The sequence below is a fragment of the Aminobacterium sp. MB27-C1 genome, from assembly GCF_030908405.1.
Classification (GTDB): Bacteria; Synergistota; Synergistia; order Synergistales; family Aminobacteriaceae; genus Aminobacterium.
The window spans coordinates 2,081,432-2,102,347 of sequence record NZ_CP133089.1; the positions used below are offsets into that span (position 1 = coordinate 2,081,432).

17 protein-coding genes and 1 riboswitch are annotated in these 20,916 nt (G+C 40.1%); of the genes, 10 read left to right on the forward strand and 7 right to left on the reverse strand.

Going from position 1 to position 20,916, the window contains the following annotated elements; genetic code table 11:
• Positions 1 to 141 precede the first annotated feature (141 nt).
• The 5 genes from RBH88_RS10080 to yedE form a co-directional block, all read right to left on the reverse strand.
• The gene (locus RBH88_RS10080) at positions 142 to 1,797 is read right to left on the reverse strand and encodes a M20/M25/M40 family metallo-hydrolase (RefSeq protein WP_307880083.1); all 1,656 of its coding nucleotides are present in this window, start codon (positions 1,795 to 1,797) and stop codon (positions 142 to 144) included.
• Positions 1,797 to 4,109: a mechanosensitive ion channel domain-containing protein gene (locus tag RBH88_RS10085; protein WP_213690568.1), complete on the reverse strand. Its 2,313-nt coding sequence runs from the start codon at positions 4,107 to 4,109 to the stop codon at positions 1,797 to 1,799. Before RBH88_RS10085 ends, RBH88_RS10080 begins: the two co-directional genes overlap by 1 nt.
• Before the next feature lie 85 nt (positions 4,110 to 4,194).
• Positions 4,195 to 5,289: an NAD(P)H-dependent flavin oxidoreductase gene (locus RBH88_RS10090; RefSeq protein ID WP_374047587.1), complete on the reverse strand. Its 1,095-nt coding sequence runs from the start codon at positions 5,287 to 5,289 to the stop codon at positions 4,195 to 4,197.
• Positions 5,290 to 5,453: 164 nt separating this feature from the next.
• Complete coding sequence (locus tag RBH88_RS10095; RefSeq protein ID WP_213690566.1) at positions 5,454 to 5,672, reverse strand: sulfurtransferase TusA family protein; 219 nt, start codon at positions 5,670 to 5,672, stop codon at positions 5,454 to 5,456.
• Between the two features lie 12 nt (positions 5,673 to 5,684).
• Positions 5,685 to 6,752, reverse strand: a complete 1,068-nt coding sequence (gene yedE / locus RBH88_RS10100) for a YedE family putative selenium transporter (protein ID WP_307880084.1) — start codon at positions 6,750 to 6,752, stop codon at positions 5,685 to 5,687.
• 199 nt (positions 6,753 to 6,951) lie between these two features.
• On the opposite strand from yedE, the gene RBH88_RS10105 reads away from it, so the two are divergent.
• Positions 6,952 to 7,419 carry a chemotaxis protein CheW gene (locus tag RBH88_RS10105; RefSeq protein ID WP_213690565.1) on the forward strand — a complete coding sequence of 156 codons (468 nt, stop codon included), beginning with the start codon at positions 6,952 to 6,954 and terminating at the stop codon, positions 7,417 to 7,419.
• A 33-nt stretch (positions 7,420 to 7,452) separates the two neighbouring features.
• Here RBH88_RS10105 and RBH88_RS10110 read toward each other — a convergent pair whose 3' ends face one another.
• A complete protein-coding gene (locus RBH88_RS10110) occupies positions 7,453 to 8,235 on the reverse strand; it encodes an HD domain-containing protein (RefSeq protein ID WP_213695239.1) in 783 nt (260 codons plus the stop codon).
• Between the two features lie 136 nt (positions 8,236 to 8,371).
• Here RBH88_RS10110 and RBH88_RS10115 point away from each other — a divergent pair, with 136 nt between their 5' ends.
• Positions 8,372 to 9,421, forward strand: a complete 1,050-nt coding sequence (locus RBH88_RS10115; protein ID WP_213695238.1) for a PQQ-binding-like beta-propeller repeat protein — start codon at positions 8,372 to 8,374, stop codon at positions 9,419 to 9,421.
• A gap of 78 nt (positions 9,422 to 9,499) precedes the next feature.
• On the opposite strand, the gene metK is transcribed toward RBH88_RS10115, so the two are convergent.
• Positions 9,500 to 10,708, reverse strand: coding sequence for a methionine adenosyltransferase (gene metK, locus RBH88_RS10120; RefSeq protein WP_213690562.1), 1,209 nt, complete (start codon positions 10,706 to 10,708; stop codon positions 9,500 to 9,502).
• A 92-nt stretch (positions 10,709 to 10,800) separates the two neighbouring features.
• Positions 10,801 to 10,904, reverse strand: a riboswitch (SAM riboswitch).
• Between the two features lie 131 nt (positions 10,905 to 11,035).
• Here metK and RBH88_RS10125 point away from each other — a divergent pair.
• The 8 genes from RBH88_RS10125 (at position 11,036) to cmr6 (ending at position 20,886) form a co-directional block, all read left to right on the forward strand.
• Complete coding sequence (locus tag RBH88_RS10125) at positions 11,036 to 11,830, forward strand: patatin-like phospholipase family protein (protein WP_213695237.1); 795 nt, start codon at positions 11,036 to 11,038, stop codon at positions 11,828 to 11,830.
• Positions 11,831 to 12,057: 227 nt separating this feature from the next.
• Complete coding sequence (locus RBH88_RS10130; protein ID WP_307879606.1) at positions 12,058 to 14,337, forward strand: hypothetical protein; 2,280 nt, start codon at positions 12,058 to 12,060, stop codon at positions 14,335 to 14,337.
• Between the two features lies 1 nt (position 14,338).
• Positions 14,339 to 15,637: a type III-B CRISPR module RAMP protein Cmr1 gene (gene cmr1 / locus RBH88_RS10135; RefSeq protein WP_307879607.1), complete on the forward strand. Its 1,299-nt coding sequence runs from the start codon at positions 14,339 to 14,341 to the stop codon at positions 15,635 to 15,637.
• On the forward strand, positions 15,634 to 17,451 hold the full coding sequence (cas10, locus tag RBH88_RS10140) for a type III-B CRISPR-associated protein Cas10/Cmr2 (protein WP_307879608.1): 1,818 nt from the start codon (positions 15,634 to 15,636) through the stop codon (positions 17,449 to 17,451). Before cmr1 ends, cas10 begins: the two co-directional genes overlap by 4 nt.
• Positions 17,448 to 18,686: a type III-B CRISPR module-associated protein Cmr3 gene (gene cmr3, locus RBH88_RS10145; protein ID WP_213701871.1), complete on the forward strand. Its 1,239-nt coding sequence runs from the start codon at positions 17,448 to 17,450 to the stop codon at positions 18,684 to 18,686. Before cas10 ends, cmr3 begins: the two co-directional genes overlap by 4 nt.
• A 30-nt stretch (positions 18,687 to 18,716) precedes the next feature.
• Positions 18,717 to 19,640 carry a type III-B CRISPR module RAMP protein Cmr4 gene (cmr4, locus tag RBH88_RS10150; protein ID WP_307879609.1) on the forward strand — a complete coding sequence of 308 codons (924 nt, stop codon included), beginning with the start codon at positions 18,717 to 18,719 and terminating at the stop codon, positions 19,638 to 19,640.
• Positions 19,641 to 19,643: 3 nt separating this feature from the next.
• A complete protein-coding gene (cmr5, locus tag RBH88_RS10155; RefSeq protein WP_213701873.1) occupies positions 19,644 to 20,042 on the forward strand; it encodes a type III-B CRISPR module-associated protein Cmr5 in 399 nt (132 codons plus the stop codon).
• Positions 20,026 to 20,886, forward strand: coding sequence for a type III-B CRISPR module RAMP protein Cmr6 (cmr6, locus tag RBH88_RS10160; RefSeq protein ID WP_307879610.1), 861 nt, complete (start codon positions 20,026 to 20,028; stop codon positions 20,884 to 20,886). Before cmr5 ends, cmr6 begins: the two co-directional genes overlap by 17 nt.
• Positions 20,887 to 20,916: the final 30 nt, after the last annotated feature.

Consider the following 20,916-nt stretch of genomic DNA (forward strand, 5'->3'; position numbering starts at 1 on the left):
ATAAGGGGAGATTGATCTATGAAGTGGAGAAAATTTCTCGCAAGTTGCCCACCCTGACTTTTTCTCTACTTTTTCCTGGCCGTTGTGTTGGGAATTATGTACATAATACGCTTGCTAAAAAACTGACAAAGAAGGGCCTTCTTAATCGTAGAAGGCCCTATATAATTTAGGAATCCTCTCTATGGCCTTCACGAAAAGACTTGGCAGAATATGAAGCGCATAAGAAAGGTCAAGACGTTCTGTAAATTGATGGGCGTCCTTCCCGATGGGGCCCAAATTCATCACGGACACGTTGAGGTTTTTCAGATCATCAGTTGGGAATGTGTAGTCAACATTCCAAAGTGGCGTATTGGCAGCTACAGCTTCTATATCGCTACTCTCGCCTTGGAATCCCATATAGCTAAGATCCATAATACCTTCAAAAATCTCTTTTATTTCGATAGGCTCTTTCGATAAAGATGAGCTGTAATCAACAAGTTCCTGCGCAACCTTTCGTAAAACTTTTTCCCCCCTCTCCTCATCTCTGTTGCAACGAGGAGGATACCACGGCGGAAGAAAACCCAAGACAATAAGGGGGCCACGTTTCCCCGACGCTCTGAGAAGGGCATGCACAATTTCAATACCTCTTTCATGCTCTGATGCTCTCGGAGAAAAAGAAGCGTTCATCTCTGTAATTACCTGAAGAGAGGTACATTTTTTCTCTTTGGCAACATCCTCAACAAGCTCTTCAAAAGTAATTACGAGAGGCTCGCCTTCTGATTTCAAATATGAGTCAGGAAACAATTTCTTCTCTGAAAAAGCTCGAAGAGCTAGCGCTTGTGCTAATGCCTGCTTCGCTTTTTTCTTCATATAGGCAAGAATATCACTGGGCGTTTTCTGCACCACCATGCTATTAAAAAAAGCAATTGCCATATCTGGAACAGTCACAGCGTAGTTTCTTCTGAGATCAGCAAGTTTCAGACACGCCATGGGAGGAAAAGAACGCCCCTTCCACGAATCGGAGCTCTCCGCATCTCCCTCGACAAGGGTAGTAAGACATGAAGCAATGAGAGGAGCACTTATTCCCTTAAAGTATTCTCCTACATGGGCTTCTCTCCCCACACATAGGAAAAAAGGCATAATTTTACCGATCGTCCCCAAATAAAGGGACCCTCGCTCTTCTACCTCTCCTACAGAAGGTTCAGTATTGATACATGCTAAATAATCAAGTTTTCTTCGCTTCTGAAAATCTCTAAGCCAGGGAACAACACTTCGCATTCCAGCAGACATATTTTCCTCATCACAGACGGCAACAAAGAGAAGATTAGCATGGAGTTTTTCGGGGAATTTTGAATACTCTTCTATGAGAGCCATTTCAAGGGCAAGTCCATATTTCATATCAGCAACACCACGACCAAAGAGATAGTATCCTTTTTCGTAGTCAAGGCGAGCCTTCGTAGGCAAAAGCTCTTTTTTCAAACGTTCCGTATAGGCCTGCGGACGAAAAGCTAATGATTCGAGAGGGCCAAATCCTTTCGTATCGACAACATCAAAATGTCCCGTAATGATTATCGTCTCTTTACACGGAGGATCCGCCTCAAGAAAAGCAGCAACACAGAATCGATTCAAGCTATCATTTTTAATTGGTACTATAAAAATATTCCCGGAGTTTTTCTCAAAATAAGGTACATGGCGCAACCAGCGCTCAATAAAGAGAGCCGCCTCATTTTCACTACCAACCTTCCCCGTAATGCTCGGGATAGATACCAGTTCTGTGCATAATGAGAAAAGTTTCTCTGGCGAAGGAACAAAAGGCATCAACGTAAAGCATCTCCTTCGTTATGACCATCCTTTTTTTCATTATCAGCAACGGAAACGCGAAGTGGAATATCTGTATCAAAATGGAGATCCAACTGAGGGAAAGCGATCTCTATATTATTTTCAGCAAAAAGTTCCATTATTTTGTAACGAAGATCACTCTGAACTACAAAACGCGCAGCCCTCCGCATATCCACCCAAAAGTAAAGATCAAAATCAAGAGTACTCGCTCCAAAATCTTTAAAGATGGCATATGGCTCTGGCATGGTCAAGATATTATTATGAGAAGACGCAGCCACAAGCAGCAGACGTTCAACATCCCGCACTGGGGAACCGTAAGCCACGCCAACACTGACCTTCCCTCGAATAATCTGATCGGTTCTATTCCAATTTATAATGCGGTTCTCTAAAAAATATCTGTTTGGAACAAGTACGTCGACATTATCAAAGGTTCGAATTCGAGTCGACCTCGATTCTATCTCTTCTACCGTTCCGAGAATATCATCTATCTGAACGGTATCGTGAATCCTGAAAGGTTTGCTTATAAATAGAATGAATCCGCTAATCAGATTGCTGAATATATTCTGAGCGCCAATACCAATACCAAGAGCAAGGGCACCACCGAGAAAGGCGAAAGCCGTCAACGGGATATTGACCATATCTAAGGCAATGAGAATAAAGGCAACGATCAGCGCAAAAAAGATTAGCTTTTGTAGAGCCATGGCCGCCGTAGGGTCCATATCAAAACGGTCAAGAAGGCGTTGCTTTACCCCTCTCGTAAGTTTACGACTTATCAAAAAACCAAAAAGAACGATAACTATTGCCAATATCAATTTCTTTACTGAGATGGAATAGCCATCGCCAGACCACAACTGAAAATTCAATATGGTCTTCAATCGTTCCAACCCAGCCAAAGAAACCTTTTCTGTTAATGTTACAGATGAGAGCCATCCTTCAAGTTCTTCAAGTAATCTGCTGTTGAGCATGGAAACACTCAGCAAACTCGTCATATACTGTGTATTAAGTTCTATTTGTTTCTTTAACGCTTCACTTTCTCTACGCAAGGCCCTGAAAATAGAAGAACCTTCCTGTTCTGCCGAAATTGCGCCATCAAGGGTTAAAAGTCTTGATTGAAGAGATACTTGCTGCTTCTGCAAACCCAGCAAAACATTATCAAGGTCTTTTTTTCTCCCTTCTGCCTCTGTACTCAACTTTATAAGCTCAGCTGTAGGAAGTTCCTTTTGAAGCAATGAATATCGAGTTTCCCAAATTTCCCGGGTTTCCTCAGCCCAAATCTGAGCCTGCTCTGCCTGATCCAACGCCGATTGATAGTAGGCATACCACGCCTCTTTTTCTTTTTGTTGCGCTCTATATACAGGAGCATTTTCCGAATCAGTCTCAGACTCTACTTTCGTCTGGGCGTTTACAAGCTCTTCTCGTGCCCGATCTACCTCTTTACGCAAAGATGAAGCCTGCTTCTGAAGCTCTTCCTCTCTTTCTTTTATCTGACTTACCTGACGCTTGAGATCCGCCTCGTCATATTTTAAATTTTGGGATATCCACTTTAATCCTTCAAGAACGTTCTTTCGCTCAGTCTCAAGCATACTGAGCCGAACGCTGTTTTCCTCTACACTTTTTTCTCGAAGTGCAAGAGTAATACGTTCCTTTTCGAGTTGTAACTGAGATTTCTGCATCTCCCACTCGAAGATTGGCGTATCACTTTGTTCTTCCTTCAACATCTGAATTCGTTGCTCTGCCTGGCGAATTTTATCATTCGACGACGAAATAGCACTCTCAGACAAACGGCGGGCATACGTAATCGTCTCCATCTCTTGAGAAAGAGTATCGAGACGACCGCGGTAATTTTCATAAAAGCCAAGAGAATAAGGAGGTGAATCGGGTACAAAAGCCGCAATATCTTTTTGGACGTCTGCTTGTTGTCTTTCGTAGTCACCTTGCACCTTCTCAAGACGCTCAACAAAAGAAACGTACCGTCGATAAAGAGCAATGAGGGATTCGATTAGATTCTGACGTTCGTCAATCTGAATTTGTGTCAATCCAACCTGTTCAGAAAGCAACAATGATTGAGAAGAGCGCAAGGTATCAATATCCTTCTGCAACTCCTCTATCCGTTGTTGAATTATTTCCGGTGTAAAAACAGATTGCCCCTCATCTTCTTGAGTGTTTGTAGTTAAAGAAGGAATCCCCTGAATTGGAACAAGTGCAGCTGAACTGGTGTGTGCAAGAGGCAAAAGGCAAAGATATAAAAAAAGGCATAAGAAAAGAGGCTTAATCACCAATGATCTTTTCATTACTTCATCACTCCCGAATAATAAAGAGCGGGCATTTCGCCCGCTCTTTATTATCTCACAGTCTTTTAGTAGAAAAAAAGTGATTTTACTCTTTTTCTTCAGCACCAAATAATTCAGCGATAATATCTGCCACGTACTCTTTCTTAGTGATCCTCGCTACATTAGATCCGCAGAAGAAAAGCCCTTCTTCCCAATTTCCCATAAAAGCATCGATAAGCGCTTGAGCAATACAAAACGTTTTACGTTCTGTACGATAACGACAATGGGTAAGACAATTGGCAATACATGGCTTACTTTCCACAAATCCATTCAAATATTTCTCGATGAAAGGTGAACGAAGAGCTCGACCAGGAAGTCCAGCAGGGCTCTGAATAATGACTACATCATCTTCAGTAGCGTCAATATAAGCCTGTTTGAATCGTTCAGAAGCATCGCCTTCATAGGTACAGGCAAAACGAGTTCCCATCTGCACTCCATTTGCGCCAAGATCGAAAGCATGTTCAATGTCTTCTCGCGTCCAAATTCCACCAGCGGCAATTACGGGAATGGGGCTCTTCAACTCTTTCTCTATGTACTCTACAAGTTCAGGAATAACCCGTTCAAGGGAAAACTCTTCACTCTCAACCTGCTCCATTTTCGTAACGCCAAGATGGCCTCCTGCGTAGAGAGGAGTCTCTACAACAAATCCGTCAGGAAGACGATGATAAAGTCTCTCCCAACGACGAGCGATAAGACTCGCTGCTTTAACAGAACTCACAATCGGAACAAGGGCCACATCTGGATAATCTTTCGTATAGTCAGGAAGCTTTATAGGCAATCCTGCTCCAGAAATGATAACGTTTACGCCACCTTCACATGCAGAACGCACGTGAAGCTCATAATCGGTCAAAGCTACCATACAGTTTACGGCGAGTACTCCATCTTCTCCGGCTATCTCTCGGGCTTTTACTAGCCCCTCTCGCACTGCTCTCTGATTCGCCTCAAAATAGTTACGACCTGTGTAATACGGCTGATTACAAGCCAGTCCTACACTGGCTATGGTGCCGACCCCTCCATGTAGCGCCACATGACCAGCCAAATTTGGGCCAGAAATAGCGACGCCCATCCCCCCTTGGATTAGGGGATAACGCGGTTGGTATTTTCCTAATTTTAAAACAGGAATGGAACGGCTCAACAACATCTCTCCTCTTTATACATTGATCTTGTTCTAATTTTAAAACAAGCTTGCTTATTCTATCCTAAAAAGGAGAGAACCATCAAGAAAATAATTCAAAAAAACTGCCAAGAGAACAATTTTCTCCTGGCTGCCTTCTAAAGTAATGATATTTTAATATTTTAGCGACTTTATTTCGTTAAAATAACCTTATATCCACCTTCAAACTCTTCTGCAGTAACATTCCATTTTTGACTTCTGGCAAATCTCGAAACATTTTCACGTGATGTAACTGTATCTACAAGAATCTCTATTTTTCCAGAAGGATGGTCTTTAATAGCTTTTCTTGTTTCCAAAACAGGTTGAGGGCAAGAAAGGCCTCTTGCATCTACACATACAGATTCACTCATCATGTATTCCTCCTAATCAAGGCGCTGCCGCATAATCAGACCAACAGCCAAACAGAAAATCAAACCAACTATTGTCGCAGCTGGACCAAAAGCACCGGGGCCAGCCGGAGAACTTGCTAAATTGAAGTTATGGCTAAAGGCAGCACCCACAAGCATGCCAAAGACAAACACTGCGGCATCGCCGTCGCCTTCTCCACTCATTATCAGCTGACGACCAGGGCAACCTCCAGCCAGAGTAAAGGCAAGTCCGGCAAGTACCATTCCCATAAAGTTCCATAATGTATTGGTATGAGCAACAGGCTGTCCTTCAAATCCGGGATGGAATTGTCCCAAAGCCACATTGGCAATAAGAGCTACAGCAATAAAGGCTAAAACACCGTTCAAAAGGTGAGAGTCTCGCAACATAACAAAATCACGAATAGCTCCCACAGTGCAAAAACGGCTTCGCTGAGCCATCCACCCGACAACAAGGCCAACGATAAGAGCTATCATTATTGGGGCGTGGGCTGCACCTGGACCTTTCTCAGAGAAAAAGATCGGGGCAGCACCGTCTTTACCAAATGTAGGGGCCATAATAACAAGAACAAGCAACGCCACAGCAGCAAGTGGCATGAAGAGTCCCGTTCCCTTAGGAGCTTCGTAGGAACGCCCCAAACTGAACCCCTTCCAAAGAAAAGCAATGCCAATGCCAATACCGGCAATAAGACCAATAATACCAGCAATAGAATTCCAATCTCCGCCTGCTAAACGAAGATAGGCACGCCAAGGGCATCCGAGAAAAACAAGGGCGCCGATCATGGCAAACATACCTAAAAAGAAGCGGATAACAGGAGCAGAACCACTTCTGGGAACATATTCACGATACAAAAGGGCAGAAATAAAAGAACCGAGGATGAAACCAGCTATTTCGGGACGAAGATACTGCACAACTGCTGCACGGTGAAGCCCTAGAGCTCCTGCAATATCTCTGGTGAAGCACGCGACGCAAATTCCCATGTTCCCGGGGTTACCCCAATGGACAAGAAGCGCTGCCAATAAACCAACAACTCCTCCCGTGATTATGGGGCCAAGCCGAGACATAAGAAGAGAATTAAGACCTTTCAACCTGAACACCTCTCTTAAAAAATATAAATACACCATATTACATATTTTTATATTAATTATTACCACTAATGGACATTTTGTGCAACTAAGAAGTGATTGTGCATTTTTGTTATTATTTGATATCATTAATAAAGTAGTCGTACTATTATTGGGGGAAGAAGGTGAATGTTAGCTCATGGCTGAACAACAACTTGTTGTCTTTGCTCTTGGCAAAGAAGAATTTGGCATTGAAATTTCAAAGGTTCGAGAAATTGTACGCACTCAGGAAATTACGAAAATTCCCCAGGCGTCAAATTTTATCGAAGGAATTGTTAACCTCCGTGGTCAGATTGTACCTATCGTTGACCTGTGCAAACGTTTTGGTATTGGTTCTGACGAAGAGAATGACGAAGCTCAGCGACGTATTATCGTAGTCAATATGGAATCGCAGCTTGTCGGAATTCTTGTGGATGGAGTAAGTGAAATTTTGAGAATAACAGAAGAATCTGTAGAAGCCCCTCCTCTCATGGTTGCTGGCGGTATGGATAGAGAATTTATTACAGGAGTGGCAAAAGTAGATAAACGCCTCATTATTATCCTTGATCTTAACCGCGTCTTTTCTTTTGAAGAGCAGGCGGAACTTGAAAAGGTGAACGACGACTAGCCCAATAAAGAATAAAAAAATGAAGCTGCCTTTTTAAGGCAGCTTCATTAGTTGTGCAGAAACATGAGCATCAGCTTTTTCTAAAAAGAAATGAATCTCTTCTATGTTGTTTAATCTATCAAGAAGCCAAGAAACACTCTTTCTTTCTTTAAGTATTTCAAAAGTTACGGGATAGTTGATATCAAAAACCCAACTTAGTTGCAAAACCAAAAAATCTGAGAGTGTTCTTACATTCTTGTATGAAGAGTCGTATCCTACTTTAAGTTCTTTCAATAATCCCGCAGAAATTCTCTCTTCCATCTGTAACCCAGGAATAATATCAGTAATTTTTTCTTCTTTTACATATCTGCGAATCAGATCGAAGATATCGAGCTTATCTGCATCACGAACAATTCGAGCCATAGGCAGTACAGAGGATTCCTGCACATCTTTCAGGTTCTTTTTGTTATGGAAGCGTACCCCTTCCACAATCATGTTTTTTACATCTTGACGAATTCCATCCCACGGGAAAGATTGCGCTAAAAGACCAGCTCCTTCTTCTCCATGATCTATAGATGTCGCATCAAAAAAAGTTCCATAATTGGAATACTGGGGAAAGCGCCCTACATCATGCAAAAGTCCAAGGGCATCTGCGATGCGGATATCATCTGTTTTCCACTCAAGCATTGTTGCAATAGAACTGCTATTTGCTTCTACCCGATAGCTGTGCTCTTTTTTGAGACGAAGCAACGGCGAGAGAGTTCCATCTGAAGAAACAAAGCTGTCAGCAAAATTCTCAAACCACTTTCTTGCGAGGATAAGGTGCTCAACTTTCATAGGCATATCGACCTTCTTTACTCAACATCTGTAAACGAATATTATACAGTAAAGCCTAAATAAATGGTTTCGCTTCTTTTATGAGGAACTGCGCTAAAATAAGAATAGCCAATACTTTTGAAAGGAGTGCTGAGTAATGAGAAAAATATTCATGTTTTTTTTCGCCGTACTTTTTCTGTTTGCCAGCATTCAGCCAGGTTTTGCCGAGTATGTAGAACCTCTATGGCAATTTGAAGCGGGAATGCCCCTCACTGGCACCCCCGCCTACAAAGATGGGGTTGTCTATATAGGGGATAAGGGAGGCACAGTATACGCTCTCAACGCCCAAGACGGACAAGTAAAATGGCAATATGATGCCGGCACATCAATTAATGGAGCCCCCGCTATGAATGAAAAAGCCCTCTTCGTTGGCGGAACAGATGGCCGAATTTTTGCTATTGAAATGAGCTCTGGAACCCTTTTGTGGCAGACCCTTCTGGGTACGGATTTAGCACCTGGCGCCATATGGGGATCACCTGTCTACGGAGCAGACTCTCTTTTTGCCGCTAGTGCAGACGGACGAGTCTATGCTTTCAATCCTGAGACGGGAGCCGTTCTCTGGACGTTTGATACTGGCCGAGAACTGCGTTCCACTCCCCTTTACCACGAAGGTCTTCTCTTTATAGGAGACCACTCTGGCCTTTTCCATGCTTTAGATCCTAAGACAGGAAAAAAGCAGTGGGGCGGCGGTTCGGGAGGCCCTATTGATACGGCCTCAACAACATGGAAAGGGTTTATCTATTTTGGAAGCTGGGATGGCAAGCTCTCGTCTGTCAAAATAAAAGGCATTATCCCTCAGTGGAAATTTACAGCTGATTCTGCCATTACTACATCAGCCATACCAGAAGATGGACGCCTTTTCTTTGGAACGCAAAAAGGAACGCTTTACTGCATTGACGCCATAACAGGTCGAAAACTCTGGACATACGGTAGTGAAGGGGCAATGCAAGCCACGCCAACTATTTTCGACAAAACCGTCTATATAGGAACAGCAACAGGAAAAGTGGTTGCTCTCTCTGCGACAGAAGGGGAAGAGCTATGGTCGTATCAAACTGAACGTGAAATACTGGCTTCCCCCGCTATAGGTGGCGGCATGGTCTTTGTAGGAAGTATGGACGGGAAAGTATACGCCTTCAAAGCTAAATAACGAAAGTAGATAAAAAAACGAGAGGCCTATTCATTTTGGCCTCTCGTTTCTATTACAGACTATATTACTAATTTTTTATTACAGATTTTTTGCGTCTCTCGCCAAAGCCTCTGCACGATCTGTCTTTTCCCAAGCAGGAATCGGATCAAGATCAATACGTCCCATATGCCCGTAAGCGGCAAGACGACGATATTGAGGTTTCCTCAAGTCAAGATCTCGAATAATAGCTGCCGGTCTGAAATCAAAATGTTTCTCTACAAGATCGGTAAGAGCGTCATCAGAAATCTTACCTGTGCCAAATGTATCAACCATAACCGAGACAGGCTCAGCTACGCCAATAGCATAGGCAATCTGAATAAGGCATTTTTCTGCCAAACCTGCTGCGACAACATTCTTCGCCGCATATCTGGTCATATAAGCTCCTGAACGGTCCACTTTTGTGGGGTCCTTGCCGGAAAAAGCACCGCCTCCGTGAGAAACCCAGCCGCCGTATGTATCTACAATGATTTTTCGGCCAGTCAAACCAGTATCCGCCATAGGGCCACCTTTAACAAAGCGCCCCGTCGGGTTGATAAGAATTCGTGTTTCAGGTTTCATTAAATATTCAGGTATAACAGGTGCAATAACGTGTTCAATAATATCGTTTCGAATCTGAGTCTCTGTTGCACCAGGATGATGCTGGGCAGATACAACAATAGTTTCTGCCATAATAGCCTGACCGTCTACATATTCAAGGGTAACCTGCGTTTTTCCATCGGGGCGAAGATAGGGTATTGTTCCATTTTTACGAACCAGAGATAAACGACGTGCAAGGCGATGGGCCAAAGCGATGGGCATGGGCAGATATTCTTCTGTCTCGTTACAGGCATATCCAATCATCATACCCTGGTCACCTGCTCCGATCTTTGATACTTCCGCCTCTCCAAGTGCTGCCTGAGCACGAACCTCGAGAGCTGAATCTACTCCCTGTGCTATGTCAGAAGACTGTTCATCTATAGCGGTAAGAACGGCGCACGTATCACCATCAAAACCATATTTGGCTCTGGTATATCCTATCTCTTTCACGATATCCCGTGCTAACTTTGGAATATCCACATACGTGGATGTACTAATTTCTCCTGCAACCATAACCATTCCAGTTGTTACAAGAGTCTCACACGCAACTCGCCCCATAGGGTCGTCTGCTAAAATTGCATCAAGAATTCCATCGGAAATCTGATCTGCAACTTTGTCAGGGTGTCCTTCTGTTACGGATTCAGACGTAATCAGAAACTTTCTGTCTGCCATTTAGCAACCTCCAATACTACAGATATAATAAAAAAAGAGCCCATTCCCCAAGAGGAAGAGCTCTTTTCATATACAAAAAGTAACACTTTCCTCTCTTATCATCCAGCTATGCAGCTGCAGGTATTGGCACCATACCTTGTTGCTGGCAGGTTGCCGGGCTTCATCGGGCCAGTCCCTCCACCTCTCAGGATAAGAGATACATTTGTAAAGTATCGAAACATCAGCTTAAGAATTATAGAGCATATTCTGAAAGTGTCAACAGGCAAACTAACTTTCATTACGATATACTTAGAGTAAGTATAAAAGAGAGACGGAGAGACGATTAGAATGAAAATTTTTAGAAGAAAGAAAAAAATCGGTTTGGCACTCGGAGGTGGCGCAGTTCTTGGGGCAGCCCATATAGGGGTACTCAAAGTCTTTGACGAATATAATATACCGGTCAGCTATATTGCAGGAACAAGTATCGGAGCCGTTATCTCTGCTTTTTTTGCTTTCGATAAAGGATGGCAAGAGATCGAGAAGATAGCGAAAGGGCTCAATTGGCTCGATATATCTGCTATCTCTCCATCGCAATTTGGCCTAGGCCTGCTTTCTAATAAAAAACTCGGCAAATTTATAGTAGATAATCTTGGAGATGTGTCCTTTGATGAGGCACATATCCCCCTAGCAATGATAGCCACTGATATTACGAATGGAGAAAAAGTAGTGTTAAAAAAAGGGAATGTAGCGACTGCCGTAATGGCAAGCACGTGCATTCCCGGTATTTTTGCACCTGTCGAAATAGATAACCGCCTTCTCGTTGATGGCGAACTTGTTGAAAATGTTCCGGTGACACCCTTAAAAGAGATGGGGGCTAATTTCATTATCGGTGTTGACCTCTTTGCCAAATTCAAACAAAAGAGACCAGAAAACATTATAGAAGTGCTATTGAAATCTTTTCATATCTCTCTGCAAACAGCTACAAAATTGCAAACGGAAGAAGCCAATATTCTTATCAGGCCCGACCTCTCCCCTTTCAATACGTTCTCCGTTGAGCAAACCGATGCCTTAATTGAAATAGGTTACAAAGAAACCCAAAAAATTTTTACAGAAAAAAATCTCTTCAGCAGGGCTTTTCTATAGCTTCCAATCAATAGATTGTTGCCTTGGTAATTTTCTAGAATCTTTTTTAATTAATTATGATAGTATTTAATATAAACGTACGATATTTAAAGTTATTAAAAACTGTTAACCTTCATAATTATTAAATTCAACAACTTATTCTAGTCTGCAATTCTCTTCTATCCAGCATTCTTCTACTCACTCTATAGAGAATGATATAAAAATACATCGTGATAAGGAGCGTAAAAATGCATTCAAAATCTCGAAAAGTATTAATGCTTTGTAATGTGGGAATTTCTGCAATGTATAATTTTTTCTCCCGTAATGATGATCCTCAAAAGGAAAAAAAAATAGTTGATAAAATAACAAATTGTTATGAATGTCGCAAAAAGGAAATGCAAGATAAAACATCTTTCCCCTTTCAAGATTTCGCCAATGACGTAATTAAGCAGCTTCATCCTGAAAAACAATCTACACTAACGGAAGATTTTTTATGCGGCAATGACAATCTCAAAGAAAAAGACCTACGTAAAGAGCATTATCCATCTGCTGAATGCCAAAGTATTGTGGGATGGCTCTTAGATAATGCAAATAAAAACGATCAAAGGATGGATCTTACCATTTATTTCTTTCCTTCAAAAGAATCGGTTGAATCTAAATTTACGGCAGGATTTAATCATTTATTCCTAGAAAGTAAAGGAATGTCACTGGTTTTTCCAAATTTAAATGTGAATTGTAAAATACATCCACTAGACATACAAGTTAGAACAACTGAAAATTTTTTTAAAAGCGTTGATTTGCTATATAAAGAATATGAAAACATAAAAAAGGAATATGAAGGGAAAAATGAAAATATCGAAATAATTATTAATAGCACCGGGGGATATAAATCCATCTCTGCTTATGCTTCGCTGTACGGTCAAATTAACAACATCCCATTGATTTATACATTTGAAAAGGAAACACGAAGCATAGAACTCACATCTCTTCCTATTTCATATGCTATAGGTGCTATGGATGAAGAGATATCTATGCTACGAGGATTAAACAAAATAGACCCAACTTATCGAAGTGAGTTAAAGAAAAAGGGAAATCTTCCACGCTGGATAGAAAGTCTTTTTCTTGGAGAATCAAACTCTAACCTCATTGACATACTCATAAATCAATACGACAGTGGGCATTATAAATTAACAGGAGTAGGAACGGGACTTATCAACCGATTAAGCGAAAAGAACGCTCCTCTTGGCTTTTATTTTAAAGAACTCGTAACAGGCATATGGAGTGAACTCTGGATAGGAGATCAGATACCAGAAACAGTAGAACATTCTCGTCGCCATTCTAAACGGCTTATGGAAATAGCGGAAAATTTTTTCCGTAGTGCCGAAACATTTTTCCATACAATGCAACTTGATGAAGACTTTCCCCTAGCACTTTTAACAGCAGCTATCTATCTTCATGATATTGGACACACAGCTGCCATATTTCCTGTAGATCCTCAAGAAAAAGTCCAAGGACATTTTCCATTGGGAATGTTTCCTTCAGCAGTAAGAGAAATACATCATCTTCTTTCATATGAATTAATAAAGTTTAAAAGCAATGACTTATTTCCGCCTCATGATAGTTTTGATAATAAATCAAACACAATTCTAGAAGACATAAAGAGAGCAGTTCCCTTTGTATGCGCATACCACAGAGGTTACACTCCACTAAGAAAAAATCTAAATTTAGAGGAATTTAAAAAAAGCGGGAAAAAAACCATTTACGAAATTGCAAGTTTTTTAAACGAAGAAAAATTTGAAATGAGTTTAAAATCTCTAGCAGAACAAATTGAGAACAAAGATTTTTCAGAAAAACAAAAAAAACAAATCATTAAAGTGACAGCATTGCTTCGACTAGTTGATGCTTGTGATATGCAATCAGACAGAACGGGGAGCAAAACATTTCTTAATGCTCGACTTAAGCGTACACAAACTGAGGCTAAAGCGCTATGGACTCAACTAGAACATCTACTCGAAATTCTCTCTGAAAACGACAAAGAAAGAACGGACTTAGAAAAGCTTATTAACTACATAAAAACAATAAGAAAAGCTGGAGAAAGTTTCTCTCCTCAAGATGCTATTAACGGCACATTAAACCCCAAAACACAAAAAGACATTGATGAGACAACTAAAGAGCTATATCCATTAATTTTTCAAGTGTTAAAAGATACTAGAGAAAATCAATCTCTCAACCAGTTATTTGAAAACCCTAAAACGTCACAAATAGTATTTATATTGTCTCTTATAAATCGAATAGCTTTTAAATGGGAACAATTTATCCATTTCTATAAACACCGCGCTATTGATTTTGTTTTACCTGTATCTAACGATACAAACAATGGAATAGATATCCAAATTTTGGGGAACAATAACGAACTCTTAAAAAAAGCCAAAAAAGAGATTGATAAAGAGTACGCTGCAGTAAAAGACGTATTAGAAGAACTCTCTTTTACTGTAAAAACACAGTGCCATAAAGGAGGCGTGAAATAAATTGCCACGAACAATAAAAACCTTAGCTCCTCAATTGCCTAAATTAGCCCCTAATAACGATAATTACATTAAAAAAAGCTACGACATTACCGTCGTAACCCCCCTCTTTGGTGGTGGAGTTGAAGCTGGTAAAGTTGATACGAAGCATCCTATTCGTGAAACCTCTATTCGAGGGCAACTGCGTTTCTGGTGGAGAGCCACCGTAGGGCAAAGATATGAAACACCTGAAAAGCTAGCAGAAGCAGAGAGTGAGCTATGGGGATCAACGGAAAAAGCAAGCAAAGTAAGGGTAAAAGTAACAAAAACGGATAAATTGTCTTATAGAAATCATGATAAAAATTATAATTTCGATCAGAATTCCCCTAAATTATATGCTCTTTTTTCTGCAAAACAAAATAAGAACAATATTGCCAAAGAGGGTTTTACTTTTAATTTGGAAATCGCTTTGGAAAAAAGGATTAATATCGACTCTCCCCAAGATGCCCCCGATCAACACAAAAAAAATTCAGAAGATATTTTAAAAGCACTAAAAGCCTGGGTAAATTTTGGGGGAATAGGCGCCAGAACTCGAAGGGGATGCGGGGCTCTTTATTGTCGCGAGCTTTCACCCTCAGAAAACGAAGACATTTTAGCATGGCTAAAAACAAACTTCGGAGAATATTTGAACTCTAAGAAAACACGCCCTTGGCCCACTATGGCTCACACTATAATTGCTAAAAAATCAAATCCCATGGAGAACATACAAGCGTGGGAAAATGTTATTTCTTTATATAAGAGTTTTCGCCAAGGAAAGCACTTTAGACGTAATGAAGGTCAAGAAAGAAACAATCCAGAGCACTCACGCTGGCCAGAACCTGACTCAATTCGAAAGATAGCAACGGCCCTCAAAAGTAACCCAACTGACATCGATAAACTGGTTGTTTCCGCCGCTTTCGGCCTGCCTATCGTAACCAAGTTTAAAGACAAAGGAGATCCTGAAGAAACAACTCTATACCCTATATACAAAAAAGAGCAAAAAGAACGCATGGCAAGCTCTCTTATTCTAAAGCCCCTTGCTATTTCTTATCATAAAGGTATCCCTATTGTAGTTCAACTTCGTGCCCCCTTACCAGAAACTTTAAAGATAGAGGGAGAAAAAGAAATTAGCTATTCTGTACCAATCCCAGACGCTAACGTTCCTCATCAGGCGACCAAATATCATAACTCTCCTATGGGGGCAGACTGCTTCAATAGCGGAAAGGCTCTGGAGGCTTTTATATCTTATATGAAAGAAAACGAGTTTGCGGAGGTGGAAGCATGAACTTCGACAAATATTTATTTAACTTTTCAATAGGCCCCGTCCAACCATTTATTGCCGCTGCGAGAAGAACGAGAGATCTATGGTTTGGTTCTCAACTTCTTTCGGAACTCAGTTTTATTGCTGCTAAAACTATTAGCGAAACTGGAGGAGAACTCATCTTCCCCCACCCTAATGTTCTTGAATTTGCGGATAAATCAGAGATCAACGTAGCAAATATCATTTTGGCTGAAATTCCAAAAGAAGGCAAAACACCACAGCAAATGGTAGAAAAAACTGAAAATGCAGTTAAAGAGAAGTGGAAAGAATGTGCAAAGAAAGTCTTCGAAAAGTATCAAGAAATAATTGACCAGGAAATATGGGATTCCCAAATCAACGACGCTTTGGAATTTTTTGCAGCATGGGTTCCCATTTATAACAACGACTATAAAGCGGCAAGGGATAGACTGAATGAAATTTTTGCCGCTCGCAAAAATAGCAGAGATTTCAATCAACCTTCTTTAAATGCTAATGAACGCTACCTTGAAAAATCCCCACTAGACGGACGAAATGAAACAATTCTCGATACAAATAGTGGGAAATCTTTTGACCCCGAAAAACTCCCAGAAGAAATTCAACGTCAACTTCGCTTAAAGAAAAATGAATTTCTAGATGCTATAGGTATGATAAAAAGGGGGTCAGAAATAAAACAATTTCCTTCTGTTGATAGAGTCGCAATTGATCCCTGGATTCGCCATATTGCAAAAAACTCGAACAGCACCAAGAAACTAGAAGAAATCAAAAAAATTTGCGAAAAACTTCCACAAGTGATTAAAGTGAAAAGCCAAGCTTATAAAACTTTTCCTTTTGAAGGCTCTATTCTCTATCTCAACCGTCATAAGAGTATAAAAGAAGAACTCAGCTTTAAAAAGGACTCCATTGAAGAAAAAAAGCTAGAAGAGATAGCTAAAATACTCGAAAAACTCTATAAAGTAACATACAGACCTTCGTCTTATTTTGCAATGATAAAAGCAGATGGAGACAAAATGGGCAATACTATATCGAAAATTACAACTAAAGAAGGACTCAAAAACTTCTCTTCTGCCCTCTCTGACTTTGCTTTAGTAGCACCCCAAATTGTTACAGAAAAAGGAGGAGCTTGTATTTATGCGGGAGGCGACGACGTCTTTGCCTTCTTACCTCTTGATACGTGCCTATCTTGCGCCCGAAAACTCAGAGAAGAATTTAAGAAAAAAATGAGTAAAATAAAAAAAGATTCAACTCTCTCGGTAGGCATCTCTATTGGTCACTTTTTAGAACCAATGGACTCTCTTATCCATTTCGCTAATCAGGCTGAAAAAATGGCCAAAGAGGGCGAAAAAAAAGAAGATGAACGAAATGGGCTCGCTATAACAGTTCAAACCCGAGGCAATGCCCCCATCGGAGTTAGAGAGCAATGGAAAGATGAAAAAGATGCAGAGTCTCTAGATAATAGAATTATGTCTTGGAGAAACGCCTTCAAAAATAACTCTTTGCCGTTCAATTTCCCTTATAGCCTGCACATTTTAGAGGAATACTATTTAAATTGGAGCAATGAAACGCTTGTCAATAAAGCCTTACCTGCAGATCTATTAAGACTTTTCAAGCGGTCTACTAAATCAAATACGCAGAAAGGGGAAAATACCATGTCAAACAACGATAAGGAAAAAATCACTAAAATACTAGAAAACACCTATTCTGTAGACTGTCTAAAAAAGTTAACGAATGAAATACTTATTGCGAGGCATATAGAACGCACGCTCTCTTTTCCTACCCCAAGGGATGGTGGAGATCAATGACAAAAAGCCCTAAAACTATAAAAATAACTCCCAGAGACCCTTTAGTTGCAAGGGACGGTCGGCCTTTTTCCGAAGGGAAACGCATGAAATCGCTTGATTGGATTCGGCCATCAGTAGTAATTGGCTCGTTACGTACTCTTGTTGGGAAGTTAAACCAAAAAGGATTTAATAAAAATACAATAAAGGAACTCAAAGATATTTCTATAACTGGGCCTTTTCCTTATGTGAATAATAAATTATATTTTCCCACCCCTTTAGATATGGTGTTAAAGGAAGAAGGAACTCAAAACTCCGAAGGAGAAAAATCTACTTATACAAGTATCCATCAACTAAAACCAGGCAAATATAATGAAGGGGAGGGCTCAACTCTTCCACGATACTTATCACCAGCAATGCTTTATCCAAAAGAACAATTCAAGCCATTAAAAAGACCTGCGTTCTGCTCTAAAAATCAAATGACTCAATGGCTTTTAACCAAAGACATCAAAACATCTGAATTGAATAAATTACTTCAATATAATAAAAAAGATGGTTCTTTTTTTAATAATAACAACGTTATCAACTTTCCTAAAAAAGAAGAACGGATTCACCTTAAAATATGTCCTGAATCTGGATCTGCAGAAGAAGGGAAGCTCTTTTCATCTATTGGTCTTGATATGAACATACATGACAATAATGGGGACATTCTCCCTCTTGAAATGTTAGCCAAATTAGATACAGATATTCCCCAAAATGAATTATTTAAAATCATTTCTAAGCTTAATCATATCCATCCTTGCGGAGGAGAGAGAAGACTTGTCAAATGGAATATATGTAACAACTTAGAAAAAATATGGGAATGCCCTAAAGAAATACAAGAAGCCATTAAAAGAGAAAAGAAACTTCGAATGGTTCTGGCAACACCTGCTATTTTTGAAAATGGATGGTTGCCTGGTTGGCTTACAATCAAAGAAGAACATGAAACAAAATGCATAGGTACCATTCCAGGAACAGAAATAGAAGTTCAACTCGTATCTGTGGTTAATGAAAGATGGCAGCCTCTTTCCGGTTGGTCTTACGAACGTAATAAACCCAAGCCAATATCTCGAATGGTTCCCGCTGGAAGTGTTTATTTCTTTAAAATTACAAACTCTGTTTCTGATGAAGATATCGCTAACATGTGGCTTCAATCTGTATGCGATGATACGCAACTAAAAAAAGACGGATTTGGTCTTTCTCTTTGGGGAATTTGGTAGTCTCAAAACAAAAAATAGGAGATGAAATTCATGTCAGAAAAAAACGATAAAACCATTAATTTTTGGATTCATGCACTCTCGGCAATTCATGTAGGCACGGGAAAAGGTGCCGGATATATTGATCTTCCAATATCACGAGAGAAAGTAACCAATTGGCCTTATATTCCAGGAAGTACAATTAAGGGAGTTATTGCCGATTACTATGATGCAAGTGACAGCGGGGATAGACGCGAAAAGGATAAAAAGAAAAAAGCAGCATTCGGTATCGCTGGAGATAATAATAGTTCTGCTGGTTCACTTGTATTTACCGATGCTCGAATCGTATGTCTTCCCGTTCAAAGCCTTTATGGCACTTTCGCATGGTGTACTTCAGAACTCGTTCTACGCTCTCTTTCAAGAGATCTAGAATGGGGCAAACTTTGTTTAGAAGAAGAAATTCCTGTCGCGCCAGAAAATAAAGTTCTTGTTATTGAAGGCTCAAGTCTCATTGAAAAAAGCAACAAAAAAATATATTTACAGGAACTAGATATGGATACCCAAATTTGCGAAAAAACTGAAAGATTAGCTGAAAAAATTGCAAATCTCGTGTTCCCTGATGATGAGGAATGGCGAAAGAAATTTAAAGAGAGATTCACAATACTCCCAGAAAATGTATTTAACTATTTTTCCGAAATGGGAACTCAGGTAGAAGCCAAAATTCGAATAGATCCTAACACAAAAGTTGTAGATAAAGAACAAGGTGGACTATGGTACCAAGAAGCCCTTCCTGCTGAAACCATTCTAACTGGGATGGTATGGTGCGACAAAGTTTATGAGGAAAACATCCAAGCCAAAGAGCTTACAGACAAATATTGCACAGGTAAAAAAACGATACAAATTGGCGGAAAAAACACAACGGGACAAGGAAGAATAACGTTATCCTTCATGGAAGCTAAAAATAAAAAGGAGGATTAAGCCGTGGTTGAAGATAAAACTCCCACAACCTTAGAACAAAAATGGGCGCAAAGAGCTTTCTGCGCTGTTGATAAAGTGAGCCATAAAAGCGACTCTGGGGATTTCAAAAAGAGTGAGTATTTAAGTTTCGCAAAATCATTTCCTAACCTTATTCATTCTTGTGGGTTAATACAAGCTCTCGCTTTTGCGCAATCAAAAAACAAAACTGTTTTTCTTGCTGATCTCAGTTTTGTCATGAATGGTGAGAAAAAATACGAGCTGATTATAGAAGAAAGTAGAAAAGCAACCATTACGAAATATCTTCAACTAAGCCGCCATACTCTTGCTGCCGCTGAATGGATAAAGCGTTATGCTGAAGCTCTGTTAAAAGAAGATGGTGATCATAATGACTCTTGCAGTTAGAGAAGAAATTAATAACGATTTTAAAAATATTGATAAAATTGATAAAATTGATAAATTAGAATGGGCTCACCCTGGGCTAATACTGCAAAGATACCTTATAGAGCAAAAAGATGACACGGATTCGTCAACTAACGAAAGAGATAAATTATTCACCAGAATTATCTATGCCCAAAAAAAAGCACAAGACGTCTATAAGATGGCCTATGAACGATGGGAAAAATCTTTTGCTACAGAAACAATAAACGTATCTGGACTTATTTTTTCCACTCTCGGCAAACTAATTTGCGGACTTGGCTTAGCTAGCTCTATTGAGACAGGAATAACTCTTCATCACACGTATGGTTTCCCCTTTATTCCGGGCAGCAGCTTAAAAGGCATTGCTTCTTCTTATTATTGTGATCACTATTTGAGTAAAGAAAATCCTTGTTTTAAAGAAAACAAGGAGTATTTCAATATTCTATTTGGATCAAATGAAAGTGCCGGTCATATTATCTTTCACGATGCATGGCTAAAACCAGGCAGTGATTTTCTCGAAAAAGATATTATGACACCCCATCATAGAGATTACTACACCCAAAAAGGCAAGGAAGATGCTGCTCCAACAGACTTTGACTCTCCAGTTCCAGTTCCATTTTTATCTGTTAGCGCTAACACAAAATTTCTTGTTATTGTAAGCTGCTATGATTCTTCAGAAAACGGTAAAAAATGGACTAATCTTGCTTTGGAAATACTCGAGGAAGCTCTTCTTAAATTAGGCGTTGGTGGAAAAACCAGAAGTGGTTATGGACAAATGAAAAAAGTCAATGAGTGGAATCCTCCTAAACGTGATCCCTACGCAAAATGAGCAATAATAGAAATCACAAGAATTAAAGAC

Coding starts and splice junctions, on each gene's coding strand:
- RBH88_RS10080 (WP_307880083.1), bottom strand. CDS start 1,797: ATGCCTTTTGTTCCTTCGCCAGAGAAACTTTTCTCATTATGCACAGAA.
- RBH88_RS10085 (WP_213690568.1), bottom strand. CDS start 4,109: ATGAAAAGATCATTGGTGATTAAGCCTCTTTTCTTATGCCTTTTTTTA.
- RBH88_RS10090 (WP_374047587.1), bottom strand. CDS start 5,289: ATGTTGTTGAGCCGTTCCATTCCTGTTTTAAAATTAGGAAAATACCAA.
- RBH88_RS10095 (WP_213690566.1), bottom strand. CDS start 5,672: ATGAGTGAATCTGTATGTGTAGATGCAAGAGGCCTTTCTTGCCCTCAA.
- yedE (WP_307880084.1), bottom strand. CDS start 6,752: ATGTCTCGGCTTGGCCCCATAATCACGGGAGGAGTTGTTGGTTTATTG.
- RBH88_RS10105 (WP_213690565.1), top strand. CDS start 6,952: ATGGCTGAACAACAACTTGTTGTCTTTGCTCTTGGCAAAGAAGAATTT.
- RBH88_RS10110 (WP_213695239.1), bottom strand. CDS start 8,235: ATGAAAGTTGAGCACCTTATCCTCGCAAGAAAGTGGTTTGAGAATTTT.
- RBH88_RS10115 (WP_213695238.1), top strand. CDS start 8,372: ATGAGAAAAATATTCATGTTTTTTTTCGCCGTACTTTTTCTGTTTGCC.
- metK (WP_213690562.1), bottom strand. CDS start 10,708: ATGGCAGACAGAAAGTTTCTGATTACGTCTGAATCCGTAACAGAAGGA.
- RBH88_RS10125 (WP_213695237.1), top strand. CDS start 11,036: ATGAAAATTTTTAGAAGAAAGAAAAAAATCGGTTTGGCACTCGGAGGT.
- RBH88_RS10130 (WP_307879606.1), top strand. CDS start 12,058: ATGCATTCAAAATCTCGAAAAGTATTAATGCTTTGTAATGTGGGAATT.
- cas10 (WP_307879608.1), top strand. CDS start 15,634: ATGAACTTCGACAAATATTTATTTAACTTTTCAATAGGCCCCGTCCAA.
- cmr3 (WP_213701871.1), top strand. CDS start 17,448: ATGACAAAAAGCCCTAAAACTATAAAAATAACTCCCAGAGACCCTTTA.
- cmr4 (WP_307879609.1), top strand. CDS start 18,717: ATGTCAGAAAAAAACGATAAAACCATTAATTTTTGGATTCATGCACTC.
- cmr6 (WP_307879610.1), top strand. CDS start 20,026: ATGACTCTTGCAGTTAGAGAAGAAATTAATAACGATTTTAAAAATATT.